Here is a 16,562-nt window from a genome sequence, read left to right as displayed (position 1 = left end):
TTTGCTCCAGACCGCTTACCGAGGGGCCGTGACCTCGTCAAGGAACCAGCGATGACCCATCCCCATAACGAAAGCCCGGTCAATCCTCTGCCGCCTGTTGTCGTGGCGCTGGCGCTGGTGATCGTCGGCATCGAAGTGGTTTTCAACCTCGGTGCGCGTGGGTTGGCCGGTGGTCCTGCCGCCATTGGGTGGCGCGCCGATTGGATGGAGCGCTTTGCCTTCTCCGATCGTGTGTTTGAATGGATGTGGGAGACGGGTGCATGGCCGATCGAACATGTCATCCGCTTCCTGTCGTACCCGTTCCTGCACTGGACTTTCACGCAGGCGCTGTTTGCGGGCGTCATCCTGCTGGCCATGGGCAAGATCGTTGCCGAAGTCATGGGCAGCGTCCGTATGCTGACACTTTTCTTTGCGAGCAGCGTCGGCGGGGCATTGGCCTTTGCGTTGCTTTTGAACGATCCTACGCCGCTTGTCGGCGCGTTTCCGGGGGACTACGGGCTCATTGGCGGGTTCACCTATCTGCTCTGGCTGAGACTGGGTCAGGCGGGGGCCAATCAGGTGCGCGCCTTTTCGCTGATCGGTGTTCTGATGGCGCTTCAGCTTGTCTTTGGTCTGCTGTTCGGCGCGAGCAATTTCTGGGTCGCGGACCTTTTTGGATTTCTGACCGGGTTTACGTTATCGGTTCTGCTGATCCCGGGCGGGTTTCGGCGGCTGCTGGAACGACTGCGCCGTCAGTGAGCGCAGAAGTGGCGGCCTCGGTTCAGAACATCTCGTCCGGCAGGAAGGGCACCAGGCGGCTGAAGTCGCGACCGCCCTCCAAAGGGAATGGCAGGAGATAGCCCTCTCGCCCTTCTGGCGCGGTGTGCTGGGCCTTCTCCGCGCTTGCCCACCACGTTGCGGCCCGTTCCACAGAGCCGTCTTCGGCATCTTCTCCCATCCAATAAGTCCCCAGCCGCTGCAAAAGATCTCCAGTGAAATCGTGGTCGCGGATCAGGACCGAGGCTTCGCTGTCCCACCGCATGGAGCGGCCATTGAGGTTTGCCGAGCCGATGAGCGCGCAGGCGCTATCTACGATCGTGACTTTGGAATGCACATAAATCGGCCCGGCTCCGTCCAGTTTTGGGCCGTTGGCAGGAGCGCGTTGGGTTTGTGCTGGCGACAAGAGTGCGGTTCGGTCTCCAAAGGCTGCACGCAGCCTGTCCAGACTGCGGATCTGTAATGCATGCGCATGGCGCGCGTCCCAACCTTCGTCGCCTTCGAAAAGCACGGTATCCGGGGCGGCGGGCAGGATCATGATCAGTTGAAGATCCAGCGATGCGGTGCCTGCCGCAACCAACGCATCAACCAGGGCCGCGTGCCGCAGGTATTGCGTTTCGATGTAGATGCAGCGCTCGGCCTCGGCAAAGAGCTTGATCAGAGTGGTTTCATGATCGATTGCGACCGGTTCGGGGGCGAGGCGGAAAGCGCCGGAACAGGGTTTTGACATCGTGCGGATCAGTTTCAGATCGGCCCGGCTTTGTGGGCGCGACGTGGTGTCAATCGGTTCGGGTGTTTCTGCAAGAGAAGCTGCGCCACAATCGATGGCTGCGTTCCAGCAATCGGCAAAATGCCCGCGCAGTGCGCCGCAGAAATCGCGGTCTTCGAGGGCCACAGAGATGTCGTGCCATGTCTGTTCGGGGGCGCGGTCGTGCTCTGCATCGTCATAGGAGCGCTCATTGATATCCATCCCGCCGATCACGCATCGCGCGCCATCGGCTATGGCGAATTTCTGGTGGAGCGTGACCGGCCTCAGCACCGGTTTTGATGTCAGAACCGCCCGTTGAACCGGGGTCAGGCGTGTGCTGTCTTCGGACCGCAATGTCCGAACCGCATCGCGCAGCCGCTTGCGCATGAGAAACCGCCAGAACATCCCGGCCTGTTGACCATGAGGGGCGCAGAGGATTTGAGTTTTGCCGCCCACAACATCTGCGAAACCTGACGCAGAGGCCCAGGCTGTGCGGTGCAGGTTCGACGCAAAGACTGGATCAAAATCGGCCAGCAGGAGTCTCAGGCGCACGTTGCGCCGACTGACCCATGCAATCAAATCTCCCCAGGAGCGGAGCCCGCGTTCCTGCAACTCGGGTGCACGCAGACGGGTTTGCGGATCGATGTTTCGAAAAGACAGGCAAAGGTCCCGTTCGGCCCCAGCCACCAACCGCTCAAGTTCGGGAAACCCTTCGGCGGCGGTAATAAGGGCTGTGGCGCTCATGGGGCAGTCAATCCTTGCTCTTGCGGCGGCGCAAAAGAGCGCGCAATTCGGACAGGCTGAAAGCTCCCAGAGCCTGTCCCGCGAGCCCGTAAGCGACGATGCCAAGAGCGATCAAAAGCGTCAACGCCAGTCCTCTGATCCATGGCAGAGCAAGATAGGGCATGAGCACCGATTGCGCTGCCCACAGCACCGCGCCCATGACAACAGACGCGGCCACGATACGCCAAATCCGCCTGAAGAAGCGGGTGTCGAAGCGGGCGACATCGCCCATTTTGCGCGAGCCGAGGTAGAGCTGAAGCGCCATGCTCCAGCCTGCGACGGTGGTTGCAATCGCCGGGGCGATCCAGCCGAGGTACGGCGCGGCGCCGATGGCGATAACCGCATTCACGATCATGGACACAACCGCGTAGTTGAACGGTGTTTTTGTGTCTTCGCGGGCGAAGTAGAGCGGTTGCAGCACTTTTTGCAGAACGAATGACGGCAGACCAAGCCCGTAAATTGCCACGGCGATGGCAATGGCCGCGCTGTCCGATGCGCCGGTGGCCCCACGTTCGAAGAGGACCGAAACGAGGGGTAGCGGGATGACGACCAACGCGACAGAGGCCGGGATGGTCAGGGCAAGGGAAAGCTCGCCCGAGCGGGAAAACGCTTCGCGTCCGCCTTGATGATCCTGCGCTTTGAGCTTGCGCGACAAGTCCGGGAGCAACACAACCGTGACCGCAATGCCGACTACGCCCAAAGGCAGTTGGTAGAGCCGGTCCGCTGCGTAGAGCCAGCCCACGGCGTTGTCGAAGCCGCTGGCTACAAATTGACCCACGAGCAGGTTGATCTGCATAACGCCGCCTGCCAGCGCGGCGGGAATGGCCGTGCGGATCAGCCGCCGCATGTCCGGCGTGAGACGCGGGCGGGCCGGGCGAACGCGAATACCCGTGCGCTCTGCGGCAATCCAGACAACAGCGAGCTGTGCCGCTCCGGCAAACGGGATCGCCCAGATCAGCCATTGAATGGCTTCGCCCCCAACCACGCTGCCCAACAGCATGAACCCGATGACAAAGACGTTCAGCAAAACGGGCGCAGCAGCGGCGGCGGCGAAGTGACCGGTGGCATTGAGCGCGCCGGAGAAGAGCGCCGCCAATGAAATCAGCAGGATGTAGGGAAAGACGATACGCCCGTAGCCAACCGTCAGATCAAAGCGTTCGTCCCCTGCAAACCCGCCCGCAGTGGCGTAGACCATGGCAGGCATGAAGATCAGCGCCAGAGCGGTCAGGATCAGCAGGACAAAGGCCAGCCCGGCCAAGGCGTCGCGGGCGAAGATCAGCGGATCTTCCTCCCCTTCGTATTTCTTGGAGAACATCGGCACGAAGGCCGCGTTGAATGCGCCTTCGGCAAAAAAACGGCGGAACATGTTGGGCAGTCGGAAGGCCGCAACGAAGGCGTCCATCAAGGGGCCGGGGCCGATGAAGGCGAGGATCATCACCTCGCGCATCACTCCCAGCACCCGGCTCATGAGCGTCCAGAAACCGACGGTCATCACGCCGGAGATCAGTTTGATCGGTCTCATGCCTGCATCGTGCCCTTGTTTTTCTCTTGCTTAAAGCAAAGCAGGGCGGGACGGAATGCAGGTTTTCAGCACGATTGGCGCAGAGCTTACCCCTGCGCCCGTTCGGATCCCAAGGCTATGGCGTCGCGCAGTCTCTTTTCGATCTGGTCACGCTTTACCTTGGAATGCAGTTTCAGCCCGAACATGTCCTTGACGTAGAAAGTGTCTACCACCTGCTCGCCGTAGGTCGCGATCACGGCGGACGCGATATAGATGTTCTGGTGCGCAAGTGTTCTTGTCAGATCGAACAGCAGGCTGGGGCGGTCGCGCGTATCGACCTCGATGATGGTGAAAATCTCCGAGCCTTCGTTGTCGAAGGTGATATGCGTCGGGACTTTGAACGCTTTCTCGCGCTTCTTGAGCTTGTCTTTCGGTTTGATCGCTTCGACCGCCACCACCTCGCCCATCAGGGTTTTGCGGATCATGTCCCGAAGGCGCGGAATGCGGTTGTCCTCGTAAGGGTGGCCATCGGAATCCTGTATCCAGAAGGCCGCCGTGGCGTAGCCATCTTTTGTTGTGAAAGTCCGGGCATCCACAACGTTCGCTCCAACCAAGGCCAGCGCGCCGGAGAGCCGGGAGAAGATCCCCGGGTGGTCCTGCAGCGCAAAACAGGCGCGGGTTGCATCGCGATCCGGATCGGGATGAATGTCGATGCGAATCTCGCCCTCGGCAATGTCTTTCAGCAGATTGGCAAAGACGACATGGGCCGTGAAGTGCAGGCCTTGCCAATAGGGCGGATAATGGCGCCCGGTTTCCTGGCGAAGGTCCGTCGAGGACCAGGTCGAAAGCTTCTCTCGCAAAACTTTTTTGGCTTCTGTTCCGCGCAATTCGCGGTTCAGATCCTCCATGCCGCCTTCCAGCGCACGCCGGGTTTGGCGGTAGAGCGCACGCAGCAGAGCGGCCTTCCAGTTGTTCCACGTATCCGGGCCCACGCCGCGAATGTCGCAGACCGTCAACACGCACAGCAGATCAAGCCGCTCCTTGGTTTTCACTGCCTTGGCAAAGTCCCGCACCGTGCGCGGATCAGCGATATCCCGTTTCTGCGCCATGTCGGACATCAACAGATGATGGCGAACCAGCCACTCGACCGTTTCGGATTCTTTCTTCGACAGGCCCAGACGCGGGGCCACCTTGCGTGCGATTTTTGCCCCGAGGATCGAATGGTCTTCGTCCCGCCCCTTGCCGATGTCGTGCAGGAGAAGGGCCACGTAGATAACCCGCCGGTTCAGGCCTTCTTCGAGGATCGTAGAGGCAACGGGCAGTTCTTCTTCCAGTTTGCCGTTTTCGATCTCGGACAGGTGCCAGATGCACTGAATCGTATGCTCGTCGACGGTGTAGTGGTGATACATGTTGAACTGCATCATTGCGACGATCGGAGCGAACTCCGGGATGAACGCGGACAAAACGCCAAGCTCGTTCATTCGGCGCAGCGCGCGTTCCGGATTGCCATGCTTGAGCATCAGCCCCAAGAACAGCTTTTGCGCCTCCTTGCTGTCGCGCATCCCGTTATCGATGAGTTGCAGGTTGTCCTTCACAAGCCGCATGGCATCGGGGTGGATCAACAGACCTGTGCGCAGGGCTTCTTCAAAGAGACGCAGCAGATTGAGTGGTTCGTTCAGAAACTCGGTGTCGTCAGCGATAGCAAGACGGTTTCGAACCACCTTGTAGCCCGCCTTGACCCGGGGGCCGCGTTTGAAAATGCGTTCCAGAAGCGGCGCGCCCTTGGTATGCGTGGCCTCAAGCGAGGTCAGCAGGATACGGGTCAGATCGCCCACTTCCGTCGCATGACGGAAGTAGTCCTGCATGAACCATTCCACCGCGCGGCGTCCGCCCCGGTCGTTGTAGCCCATGCGGGAAGCCACCTCGACCTGCATGTCAAAACTCAGCAATTCGTTGGCGCGCCTCGCCGCAAGATGCAAGTGACTGCGGACAGCCCAAAGGAACCGCTCGGCCTTGCAGAAGCTTTCGTATTCGTGCTGCAGGAATATGCCTTGCTCCACCAGTTTGGACAGATCGTCCGTGTGGTGGACGTATTTCACGATCCAATAGAGTGATTGCAGATCCCGCAGGCCGCCTTTGCCTTCCTTGACATTGGGCTCCACCATGTAGCGCTGACCTTGCTTGAGGTGACGCGCTTCGCGTTCTTCAAGCTTGGCTTCCACGAATTCCCGCGCGGTTCCGTTGAACAAATCGGACCAGAGCTTGTCATCCAGTTCCTTGGCGAGTGGCGCGTGCCCGGCCAAATAGCGGTGCTCCAGCATGGCTGTGCGGATCGTGTAATCCTCGGCCCCGAGACGAAGGCAGTCCTTCACCGTTCGCGAGGAATGGCCAACCTTCAGCTTGAGATCCCAAAGGATGTACAGCATCGATTCAATGACGCTTTCCGCCCAAGGGGTGATTTTATATGGGGTCAGGAAGAGCAGATCGACGTCGGAAAACGGGGCCATCTCGCCGCGCCCGTAACCGCCCACGGCCATCACTGTCAGCCGCTCGCCCTCTGTCGGGTTGGGCAGCTGGTGTAGCACCTGCGAGGCCACTTCGAAGGTCAGACGGACCATGCCATCGGTCAGCCACGTGTAACTGCGGGTCGTGCGGCGCGCGCCGAAAGGTTCTGCTTCGAATGCGGCGGCAATGGCAGCGCGTCCGGCTTTTTGCGCGTCGGACAGCAGGCCAACCGTGATCTTGCGAACCTCGGGTTCTCCGGCGCCCTCTGGCAGCGCTGCGAAAAGCGCCTCGCGCATGGCCGGCAGATCAAAAATATCAGACGCCGGAGCGATCAGATCGTCCGGCATCTTGTCATTCGGGTGCTGGGGCTTGGGCTCAGAAGCCAGCGCCGCCGAAGCTGTTTGGGGCAGGGTCAAGGATTACCACCTGTTTGTCTTTGATCGTGGCAACCGCCAGCCCGCGCTGGTTCGTGCCGTCTTTCATCAGGCGGAATACACCACTTACACCGTTAAAACCAGTTGAACGGGTCAGGGCTTGCCCGGTCAAAGCGTCGCCCCGGCCCTGGGAGGCAAGGCTGCCAATCGCGGCGATCCCGTCATAGGCGAGACCGGCGAGCGGATGCGGCGCGCTGCTGTAAGCTGCGCTGTAGCGGGCGTTGAACCCAGCCTGCTGGCTGCGGTTGGGAAGTGTAAACCAGGCTCCCTCGGCGCCCGGCAGACCAAACAGGTCGGGGCGCACGTCCCAGCGGGTCAGCCCGACATATTGCGTCGAAGCCGGCGCAGCGCCATTTTCGGGCAGCATGTTCAGAAGCATCGGCATGGCCGCATTGGTTGCATCCGTCGTGATGAAGACAGTGTCGGCGCCGCTTTCCCGGATTGCGCGACCAGCGGATTGAGCCGTCGCGGACACACCTTCGACAGATAGAGTGTAAGCTTCAGAGCTGACCACCCGAACACCGGCGGATGTGGCGGCCTGTTCGATGGCGACCTTGCCGAACTGCCCCGGAACATCGTCGGAATGCACCACCACAACAGAGTTTTTGCCCTGCTTTTTCGCGAATCTCATCAACCGTTGGGCGGTGTTGTTGAACGTCGGCCCGAGCACAAAGACGTTGCCGCCAGCAATCGACGGGTTGTTGGAGAAGCTGAGGACGTTGACGCCTTCATCAGCCACCGCGAGCCCTGCTGCATTGGCCGCTTCGCCAAAGAGCGGTCCCAGGATAACACGCGCACCTTCATCCACCGCGCGCTGGGCCTGAGCTGCTGCCGTGCTGCTGTTTCCAGCCGTGTCATAGACCCGCAGTTCGATCTTTGCCCCGTTCAGCTCGGAAATCGCAAGACGGGTCGCGTTCTCAAGCGCTTGGGCAACCGGGGCCGCGCCCGCATCGGACTTCGGAACCAGAAGGGCCACCTGGATCGGTTTGCTCGGGTCAATCTTCGGCCCGCCAGAGTTCGCGCCGCCAATGGACGGCAACATGGTCGCGTCACAAGCGGCCAACCCCAGGGCAGCCAGACCAAAGGCTGCGGGCCGGACGGCCTTGCGAACGGATGTCAAAAAAGCAAACATGATGAGCGGGCTCCCTCGTTGTCAGCGCTGGCTTTGGGTGCTAGCGCCGTTTGAGCGCAACTATAAAGCAGCCGAAAGAGGGGTCCAGTGACGATTGCGGGGAAAAATGGCGCTTTGTCGCCGGGTCTGTATCTCGTCGCGACGCCGATCGGGAATGCGCGGGATATCACTCTGAGAGCCTTGGACATTCTGCGCGATGCAGATGTGCTCGCCGCCGAAGACACGCGCAGCTTGCGGCGGTTGATGGACATTCACGGCATCGCCTTGGGCGAAAGGCCGCTGATCGCATACCATGATCACAACGGCGCCAAGGCGCGGCCTCGGATCCTTGCAGCGTTGGAGGCGGGACAATCGGTGGCCTACGCGTCCGAAGCGGGAACGCCGCTGATTTCGGATCCCGGATTTGACCTGATGCGCTCCGTTCAGGACGCCGGTTTGTCGGCAACGACCGCGCCGGGCCCCTCCGCCGTAATCGGCGCTTTGACGCTGGCTGGTCTGCCCACTGACCGGTTCCTTTTTGCCGGTTTCCTGCCGAACGCATCGGGGCCTCGGAAAAAAGCGCTGCGCGGTCTGTTGGATCTGACCGCTACCCTGGTGTTCTACGAATCGCCGAAACGATTGGCAGCCATGCTGAAAGCCGCCTCTGAGGTGATGGGACCGGACCGCCCGGCGACAGTGTGCCGGGAATTGACCAAGAAGTTCGAAGAGGTGCGCCGAGGTACGTTGTCGGAACTTGCAGCTTTTTACGAAGAAACCCCGCCCAAAGGGGAAATCGTGGTGCTGATCGGCAAAGGTGAAGCCGTGCCTGTTAGCGAAGCTTTAGTGGAAGACGCGATAAAAGAGGCTCTGACCCTCATGTCTGTCCGGGATGCGGCCGATACGGTTTCGGCACAACTGGGGGTGAAACGGCGGGATGTCTATCAAATGGCGATGAAAATCGCCAAATCCTAGATCGCGCCGGCTTCATGAGGAGTGCGACGTGACAAAGGCGCCTAAGAAGGACTTCCAGTCGATTCCCGGCATGCCTGTACGGCAAGCCCGTGGGCAGACCAATCATTTTGCCGGATATGCGGCCGAAGATGCGGTGACTCGGGATTACGCCGCGCGCGGTTACGAGGAAGTGAGCCGAAGATGGCGCGGCAAAGCTGGCGAGATTGACCTGATCGTGCGCGATGGGAACGGGCTGGTGTTTGTCGAGGTCAAGAGCAGTCGCGATTTCAACAAGGCTGCCCAACTTTTGACTCCCCGACAGATTCAACGACTTCAACGCGCAGCAGAAGAGTTTCTGGGCACGCAGCCGAACGGGCAACTGACGGATATGCGATTTGATGTGGCGCTTGTGGATCGGTTTGGCACGATCGCAGTTGTCGAGAATGCGCTGGTGGCCATGTAGGCGTCTCGGGGACACCCGGCATTGAACCTGCCACCCGGTTAAGCCATGTAGAGAGAGCCAACCGGGGAGAGACAATGAAGATCGCCTTTCAAATGGACCCGATAACCGGGGTTGATATCAACGCAGACAGCAGTTTCCGGCTGGCCGAAGAGGCACAGGCGCGGGGGCATACGCTTTTCTACTATGGCCCTGACCAGCTGGCTTACGACGAAGGCCGCATTGTCGCGCGGGGGCATTGGATGACCGTGCAGCGCGTGGCCGAAGCACCAGCCATCCTGGGCGAAGAGGTGCTGGTCGATCTAGCAGATATGGATGTGATCTGGCTGCGGCAAGACCCGCCGTTTGACATGCATTACATAACGTCGACACACCTTCTTGATCGTCTCAAGGGGCAGACCCTCGTGGTGAATGATCCGTTCTGGGTGCGAAACTTCCCGGAAAAGCTGCTTGTTCTCGACTTTCCCGATCTCACCCCACCAACAACCATCGCCCGCGATTTGCAAACCATCCGGGCCTTCAAGGAAAAGCATGGAGACGTCATCCTAAAACCGCTCTATGGCAATGGCGGGGCAGGGGTGTTCCGTCTGGACGCAAACGACAAGAATCTGTCTTCGCTGTTTGAGCTGTTCACCGGTTTTTCGCGTGAGCCCTTGATTGTTCAAAAGTATCTGCCGGATGTCACCGCAGGCGACAAACGCGTGATTCTCGTCGACGGCGAGCCTGTCGGTGCGATCAACCGGGTTCCGGCCAAAGGCGAAGTGCGTTCGAACATGCACGTTGGCGGACGGCCCGAGAAGATTGCGCTCAGCGACCGGGACCTGGAGATCTGCGAGGCAATCGGGCCGACGCTGAGAGACAACGGGCAGGTTTTTGTCGGGATCGACGTGATCGGGACTCATCTGACGGAGATCAACGTGACGTCTCCCACGGGGATTCAGGAACTGGAACGGTTTGACCAGATTAATGTTGCCGGGAAAATCTGGGATGCGATCGAGGCCAAGCTGGCGTGAGCTGGCAGGCGCGGTTGCTGACGCGCCTGTTGCGGCTGTTTGTGAAGCCGCATCTGGCGCGGGTTAAAACCGTCCCGTTGGCGCGCCGTGGCTTTCGGCGCGCCGCGCTTGGTTTTCCTCACGTGCCGTTCACCCGAGTGCTGCAGCGCCCCGGTAATCTCTGGTGGATTAGCGCCGGTCCAACTGCGCCGCGCCGCGTCCTTCTCTATTTTCATGGCGGTGGGTACATTGTCGGCAGTCCCGCGACGCATCAGGCCATGCTAGCGCGATTGTCCAAGCTATCCGGTGTGGAGGTCTGCGCGTTGCAGTACGGTCTCGCGCCGGAAAACCCGTTTCCCGGGCCTTTTGAGGACGCGAAAGGGGCTTGGGAGCGGCTCATTGCACTGGGCTATCGCCCTTCTGACATTGTGCTTGGAGGCGATTCCGCTGGCGGAGGCCTTGCGTTGGCGCTGTTGGCGCATCTGTGTCAGGCCGGAAGGCAACCGGCGGCTGCGTTTGCATTTTCTCCGTGGACGGACCTGACACTGTCGTCCCCCAGTTTGGATGAGAACCGTCACAAAGACCCACTTTTGCCAGCAGAGCGGATCGAGGAACTCAGGGAATACCATTTGCAGGGTCACGATCCTGCGGACCCAAGAGGCTCGCCGCTTTTTGCGTCCTTTCCCTCGCCGCCGCCGGTCTTGCTGCAGTGTTCGAACACGGAGATCCTGCGAGACGACACCCTGCGGATAGCAGAGCATTTGCGTGCGGCAGGCGGGAAAGTTACGTTGGAGATGGCAGCGGACTTGCCACATGTCTGGCATCTGTTTGACGGTCGGTTGCCCGAGGCGCGGACGAGTTTGGAACGCGTTGCCGCCTTTGTTCAGGAATCCTTTGCGCCGGTCAGCCGGTAGCTTACGGCTTCGGCCACATGCGGGCGTTTGATCGCTTCGCTTCCTTCGAGATCGGCGATCGTCCGGGCGACACGAATACAGCGATGGTAGCCGCGCGCGGAAAACCCGAAACGCTCTGCTGCCTTTCGCATCAGGTCCCTGCTTTCACTGTCCAGCGCTGCGATTTCGTCAAGCTGGCTGCCTTCGGCGTCGGCGTTTGTGCGAATGTCGCTGTTTTCGCCAAACCTTGCGAGCTGGATGTCACGGGCTGCGGCGACCCGGGCAGCAACCTGAGTTGAACTGTCACCCGAAGGCGGCAGATCCAGGTCGGTGAAGGAGACGGGCGGCACTTCGATTCGAAGATCAAAGCGATCCATGAGCGGGCCCGAAATTCGGCCCAGGTAGTCTTCGCCGCAAGCGGGCGCGCGGGAGCAGGCGCGGGCCGGATCTGTGAGATACCCGCACCGACAGGGATTGGCCGCCGCCATGAGCATGAACCGGCAAGGATAGCGGATGTGCGCATTGGCGCGCGCGATCATGACTTCGCCGGTTTCGATGGGTTGGCGAAGCGTTTCCAGGGTGCTGCGGGCGAACTCGGGGAACTCGTCCAGAAACAGGACGCCGTTGTGGGCGAGACTGATTTCGCCGGGACGCACACTGCGTCCGCCGCCGACAATGGCGGGCATGGAGGCGGTGTGATGGGGTTCTCGGAAAGGTCGACTCTTGGAAATGCCGCCGTCGTCCAGCAACCCGGCAAGCGAGTGGATCCTCGAGGTCTGAAGCGCTTCCATGGCATTAAGCGGCGGCAAGATGGAGGGCAGGCGTTTGGCCAGCATGGATTTCCCCGATCCGGGCGTGCCGACCATGAACATGTGGTGACGCCCTGCCGCCGCGATTTCCAATGCGCGCTTGGCGCGTTCCTGACCTCGGACGTCTCGTAGGTCTTTGTCGCCCCTTGTGTCGTGCACCTCGCCAGCGACGGCCGCAGGCAAGACGGATTGTCCGGTGAAATGTTGGACCACCTCCAATAGCGAGGCCGCACCCAGAACGTTGCAGGCGTCCACCCAGGCTGCTTCGGCACCGGAGGCGCGGGGGCAAAGCAGTGCGCGGTCGTCCTCAGCGGCGGTCAAAGCAGCGGGGAGTGCACCAATGACAGGCATAAGGCTACCATCGAGAGAAAGCTCACCCAGCGCAACGGTTTGCGCCACGGCGTCGCTCGGGATGATGTCCAAGGCGGCAAGCAGGCCGAGCGCAATGGGCAGATCGAAATGCGACCCTTCTTTCGGCAGGTCTGCCGGTGAGAGGTTTATCGTGATGCGTTTGGAGGGCAGGGCAATCGCCATGGAAGACAGTGCGGTGCGCACTCTGTCCCGCGCTTCAGAGACGGCCTTGTCCGGCAATCCGACGATGGCAAAGGCCGGAAGTCCCGGGGTAACGGCACATTGCACTTCGACCGGCCGCGCCTCAATGCCTTCAAATGCAACCGTGTACGCGTGCGAAACCATAGCCAGAAATCCGGAATTGAATGATTTCGTAAAGGTGCCGGTATCGTGGTTAGAATTTCGTTAACGGACGGCAAACCAGATATTCGGAAGGCCGGGCGGACAAAAAACTGATCCGTTCCGCCTATCGCTGCGTACCCCTGACATATCCGGACCCAGAATGGGCAAAAAGAAACGGGGAAGCCGATGGCACTTGATGGTATGAACGATCAGACATTGTCTCGCAAAGCGATGAAGGCCGAGCTGCTCGATGCCGAAACGGAACGCGCGCTGGCTTATGCGTGGCGCGACCAGCGGGACGAACAGGCCCTTCACCGGCTCATCACTGCTTACATGCGTCTGGCGATTTCGATGGCGTCGAAGTTCCGCCGTTACGGCGCGCCGATGAATGATCTCATTCAGGAGGCGGGTCTGGGCCTGATGAAAGCGGCAGACAAGTTTGACCCGGATCGCGGCGTGCGCTTTTCGACCTACGCGGTTTGGTGGATCAAGGCGAGCATTCAGGACTACGTGATGCGCAACTGGTCCATGGTACGCACCGGCTCGACGTCTTCTCAAAAATCTCTGTTCTTCAATATGCGGCGTGTACAGGCGCAAATCGAACGGGAGGCATCGGCAACGGGCGAGACATTGGATCGTCACCAACTGCGCGAGATGATCTCAAAGGAGATCGGCGTTCCCTTGCACGACGTGGAAATGATGGAAGGGCGGCTATCCGGTTCGGATTTCTCGCTCAACGCAACGCAGTCCGTCGAAGACGAAGGCCGCGAATGGATCGATACGCTGGAAGACGACAGCGCGCAGGCCGAGGATCTTGTCGAGAACGCGCATGACCGTGAGCAGTTGCGGGAATGGCTGCTTGTTGCGATGGATTCTCTCAACGAGCGCGAGCGTTTCATCGTGCGCGAGCGCAAGCTGCGGGAAGAGGCGCGTACACTGGAAAGCCTCGGTAATGAACTTGGCTTGTCCAAAGAGCGGGTTCGGCAGCTCGAAGCAGCGGCCTTTCAAAAGATGCGCAAATCTCTGGAGACGCAATCGAGTGAAGTGCAACACTTCCTCGCCTGATCAGTCCTTCACCAACCCAGGCGCGCGGTATAGGGCAATTGAGTTTCCCGGCGGGACGGCCTAACACTTGGTCCGGTAATTCACTTCGGGGCCGGGAGAGACTGTCATGCTGAACGGCAAACGCGTTTTGCTTATCGTCGGAGGCGGTATTGCGGCCTACAAGTGCCTGGAATTGATCCGCCTTTTGCGCGGTCACGGTGCGGCAGTAACGCCTGTGATGACCAAAGCCGCCGAAGAGTTCGTCACCCCTCTGAGCCTGTCCGCCCTTGCCGGAGAAGAGGTGCACCGCGATTTGTTTGATCTGACCAAGGAAGCGGAAATGGGTCACATCCAGCTCAGCCGTGTGGCAGATCTGGTTGTGGTGGCGCCCGCGACGGCGGATCTCATGGCCAAAATGGCCAGTGGGCTTGCAAATGATCTGGCGTCGACGCTTCTGATGGCCACGGATACGCCGGTGATGATCGCTCCGGCGATGAACGTCCGGATGTGGGAACACCCCGCGACGCAAAGAAACCTCGCTGTTTTGCAGAACGATGGGGTGCAGGTTGTGGGACCGGACAGCGGGGATATGGCTTGCGGCGAGTACGGGCCCGGACGTCTGAGTGAACCCTGTGCGATACTGGCTGCGATCGAGGCGCGGCTCTCGGGCGGGCCTCTCAATGGGAAACGCATTGTCGTGACTTCAGGCCCAACCCATGAACCGATTGATCCTGTGCGTTACATCGCCAACCGCTCTTCCGGCGCACAAGGCACGGCGATTGCAAGCGCTTTGCGCGATCTTGGTGCAGAGGTTGTGTTTGTAACCGGTCCTGCGGACGTGGCCCGGCCGGATGGTGTGACAGTGATCGAGGTGGAGACGGCTCAGCAAATGCGTGCCGCCGTGATGGAAGCTTTGCCCGCCGATGCCGGGGTGTTCGCCGCCGCTGTTGCGGATTGGCGCGTGGCGCAGCAAAGCGGGAGCAAAATCAAGAAGAAGGCCGGAGCTTTGCCAGTTCTGGAGTTCGCCGAAAATCCGGACATTCTGGCGGAAGTCTCGCAGCTTTCGGACGGGCGTCCGGGTCTTGTGGTTGGTTTTGCGGCGGAAACCAATGATGTGGTCGCCCATGCCACCGCCAAACGCACCCGAAAGGGCTGCGATTGGATTGTCGCCAATGATGTCAGTCCCGCGACGGGTATCATGGGCGGCGCGGAAAACGCGGTTGTGCTGATTTCCGATGCAGGGGCAGAGGCATGGCCGCGCATGAAAAAAGATGCCGTGGCACGGCAGTTGGCAGAGCGCATAGCGCAAGCGCTGACCTGACCGCCAAGGCTATTGGAAAGACGAAACCCCATGAATCACTGTGAGATCGCTTTCGTTTGGGAGACTGACGCCGACAGCGCGCTGGGCCTTCCAACCTACGCTACGGACGGGGCGGCAGGCGCGGATTTGCGCGCCAATCTGCCGGATCGCGGCGCTGTTGTTTTGGAACCCGGCGGGCGTGTGCTGGTTCCGACAGGTTTGCGCGTCGCTATTCCGGATGGCTTCGAGGTGCAGATCCGGCCGCGCTCCGGGCTGGCTCTCAAACACGGGATCACCCTCCCGAACGCGCCGGGCACAATTGACAGCGACTACCGCGGCCCCCTTGGTGTGATCGTGATGAATGCGGGCGCCGAAGCATTCACCATCGCCCACGGCGACCGGATTGCGCAAATGGTCGTCGCGCCGGTGATCCGGGCGAGTTTTGCCACTGTGGACAGCCTGCCGGATACCGCGCGCGGCGCGGGCGGCTTCGGGTCTACCGGACAAAACTGATGCTTCTGGTCGTAGGTGTCATGGCTGGGCTTTGGGGGATGGGGCACCTCATGGGTGCGCCGGTCCGGGCGCGGCTGATCATGATCGGGTTTGTCTATGTCGGCGTCGTGCTCGCCACGCTTGTCTTGCCCGAGGGCAATGAGTTAAGGGACCGGCTTGGCGGCGGCCCGGAAGGTTGGCTCATCCTAGGTGGAATGCTGGCGCTCGGGTTTGCTTATGCAGGCGTCGTCAGGCGGCTCAAGGCTGCGTCCAGCAAGCGCGCAGGGGACTCCGAGCCTGCGAAGGCGGGCGCTTTTGCTGACGGAGAACTGTCACGCTATGCCCGCCACATCGTTCTGCGCGAGTTGGGCGGACCGGGGCAGAAAAAGCTGAAGGAAGCGAATGTTTTGGTGGTCGGGGCAGGGGGTCTTGGGTCACCGGCTTTGCTCTATCTCGCCGCTGCTGGCGTTGGGACGATCGGCGTGATCGACGACGACGAGGTCGACAGCGGCAACCTGCAACGACAGGTTATCCATGACGATCCGAGCATCGGTAAACCCAAGGTGTTTTCTGCGCGGGACCGCATGCTGGCGATCAACCCGTTTATCGAGGTGCGCCCCTACAAGCGAAAGCTGACCGAAGACATCGCAGCGGATTTGCTGGGCGATTATGATCTGGTGCTGGACGGCACGGACAATTTTGACACGCGGTATCTGGTCAACAAGGTCGCAGCCGCACAGGACAAACCGCTTGTGTCAGGCGCTTTGAGCCAGTGGGAAGGGCAGGTGTCCGTTTTCGATCCGGCCACGTCAGGCCCTTGTTACCAATGCATCTTTCCCGAAGCGCCCGCGCCTGAACTGGCGCCCAGTTGCGCCGAGGCGGGGGTGCTCGGACCACTTCCCGGCGTGGTCGGCAGCATGATGGCCGTGGAGGCGGTGAAGGTGATCACCGGGGCCGGGCAGGCCCTGCGCGGTGAGATGCTGATTTACGACGCGCTTTGGGGCGAGACCCGCAAGATCACGTTGAAGGCGCGCGCGGATTGTCCGGTTTGCGGCGACCAGGCTCCGGACGTTTGATCCGCCTCACCCGG

Annotated in this window: 14 protein-coding genes; 9 read left to right on the top strand and 5 right to left on the bottom strand. The window is 60.7% G+C overall.

The genetic code is table 11. The features are described 5' to 3' along the window. The first annotated feature begins 51 nt into the window (after positions 1-51). Positions 52-738, top strand: coding sequence for a rhomboid family intramembrane serine protease (locus tag E4662_RS02680; RefSeq protein WP_136439714.1), 687 nt, complete (start codon positions 52-54; stop codon positions 736-738). A gap of 22 nt (positions 739-760) precedes the next feature. On the opposite strand, the gene E4662_RS02675 is transcribed toward E4662_RS02680, so the two are convergent. From E4662_RS02675 to E4662_RS02660, 4 genes are all read right to left on the bottom strand, one after another. Next, complete coding sequence (locus E4662_RS02675) at positions 761-2,248, bottom strand: phospholipase D-like domain-containing protein (RefSeq protein ID WP_136439713.1); 1,488 nt, start codon at positions 2,246-2,248, stop codon at positions 761-763. A gap of 7 nt (positions 2,249-2,255) precedes the next feature. Next, on the bottom strand, positions 2,256-3,809 hold the full coding sequence (gene murJ, locus E4662_RS02670; RefSeq protein ID WP_136439712.1) for a murein biosynthesis integral membrane protein MurJ: 1,554 nt from the start codon (positions 3,807-3,809) through the stop codon (positions 2,256-2,258). A gap of 86 nt (positions 3,810-3,895) precedes the next feature. Beyond that, positions 3,896-6,709 carry a [protein-PII] uridylyltransferase gene (locus E4662_RS02665; RefSeq protein ID WP_136439711.1) on the bottom strand — a complete coding sequence of 938 codons (2,814 nt, stop codon included), beginning with the start codon at positions 6,707-6,709 and terminating at the stop codon, positions 3,896-3,898. After that, positions 6,669-7,859: a penicillin-binding protein activator gene (locus tag E4662_RS02660; protein ID WP_136439710.1), complete on the bottom strand. Its 1,191-nt coding sequence runs from the start codon at positions 7,857-7,859 to the stop codon at positions 6,669-6,671. Before E4662_RS02660 ends, E4662_RS02665 begins: the two co-directional genes overlap by 41 nt. A 93-nt stretch (positions 7,860-7,952) precedes the next feature. Here E4662_RS02660 and rsmI point away from each other — a divergent pair, with 93 nt between their 5' ends. The 4 genes from rsmI (at position 7,953) to E4662_RS02640 (ending at position 11,155) form a co-directional block, all read left to right on the top strand. Next, on the top strand, positions 7,953-8,810 hold the full coding sequence (gene rsmI, locus E4662_RS02655) for a 16S rRNA (cytidine(1402)-2'-O)-methyltransferase (protein WP_420819257.1): 858 nt from the start codon (positions 7,953-7,955) through the stop codon (positions 8,808-8,810). 28 nt (positions 8,811-8,838) lie between these two features. Further along, on the top strand, positions 8,839-9,252 hold the full coding sequence (locus E4662_RS02650) for a YraN family protein (protein WP_420819251.1): 414 nt from the start codon (positions 8,839-8,841) through the stop codon (positions 9,250-9,252). A gap of 74 nt (positions 9,253-9,326) precedes the next feature. Next, a complete protein-coding gene (gene gshB, locus E4662_RS02645; protein WP_136439709.1) occupies positions 9,327-10,262 on the top strand; it encodes a glutathione synthase in 936 nt (311 codons plus the stop codon). Further along, entirely contained in the window at positions 10,259-11,155 is an 897-nt protein-coding gene (locus E4662_RS02640; RefSeq protein WP_136439708.1) for an alpha/beta hydrolase fold domain-containing protein, read from the top strand. The genes gshB and E4662_RS02640 overlap by 4 nt, the downstream gene beginning before the upstream one ends. On the opposite strand, the gene E4662_RS02635 is transcribed toward E4662_RS02640, so the two are convergent. After that, entirely contained in the window at positions 11,125-12,639 is a 1,515-nt protein-coding gene (locus E4662_RS02635) for a YifB family Mg chelatase-like AAA ATPase (protein ID WP_136439707.1), read from the bottom strand. The genes E4662_RS02640 and E4662_RS02635 overlap by 31 nt on opposite strands. 183 nt (positions 12,640-12,822) lie before the next feature. Here E4662_RS02635 and E4662_RS02630 point away from each other — a divergent pair, with 183 nt between their 5' ends. The 4 genes from E4662_RS02630 (at position 12,823) to E4662_RS02615 (ending at position 16,548) form a co-directional block, all read left to right on the top strand. Then, positions 12,823-13,701 (top strand): RNA polymerase factor sigma-32, encoded by an 879-nt coding sequence (locus tag E4662_RS02630; RefSeq protein WP_136439706.1) that lies wholly within the window; start codon positions 12,823-12,825, stop codon positions 13,699-13,701. A 106-nt stretch (positions 13,702-13,807) separates the two neighbouring features. Next, positions 13,808-15,001 carry a bifunctional phosphopantothenoylcysteine decarboxylase/phosphopantothenate--cysteine ligase CoaBC gene (coaBC, locus tag E4662_RS02625; RefSeq protein ID WP_136439705.1) on the top strand — a complete coding sequence of 398 codons (1,194 nt, stop codon included), beginning with the start codon at positions 13,808-13,810 and terminating at the stop codon, positions 14,999-15,001. Positions 15,002-15,031: 30 nt separating this feature from the next. Next, positions 15,032-15,493, top strand: coding sequence for a dUTP diphosphatase (dut, locus tag E4662_RS02620; protein WP_136439704.1), 462 nt, complete (start codon positions 15,032-15,034; stop codon positions 15,491-15,493). Then, positions 15,493-16,548, top strand: a complete 1,056-nt coding sequence (locus E4662_RS02615) for a HesA/MoeB/ThiF family protein (protein ID WP_136439703.1) — start codon at positions 15,493-15,495, stop codon at positions 16,546-16,548. The genes dut and E4662_RS02615 overlap by 1 nt, the downstream gene beginning before the upstream one ends. The last annotated feature ends 14 nt before the right edge of the window (positions 16,549-16,562 follow it).

The sequence above is a fragment of the Pacificoceanicola onchidii genome (genome assembly GCF_004804335.1).
Lineage (GTDB): Bacteria > Pseudomonadota > Alphaproteobacteria > Rhodobacterales > Rhodobacteraceae > Pacificoceanicola > Pacificoceanicola onchidii.
This window is presented reverse-complemented; position numbering and strand designations above follow the sequence as displayed.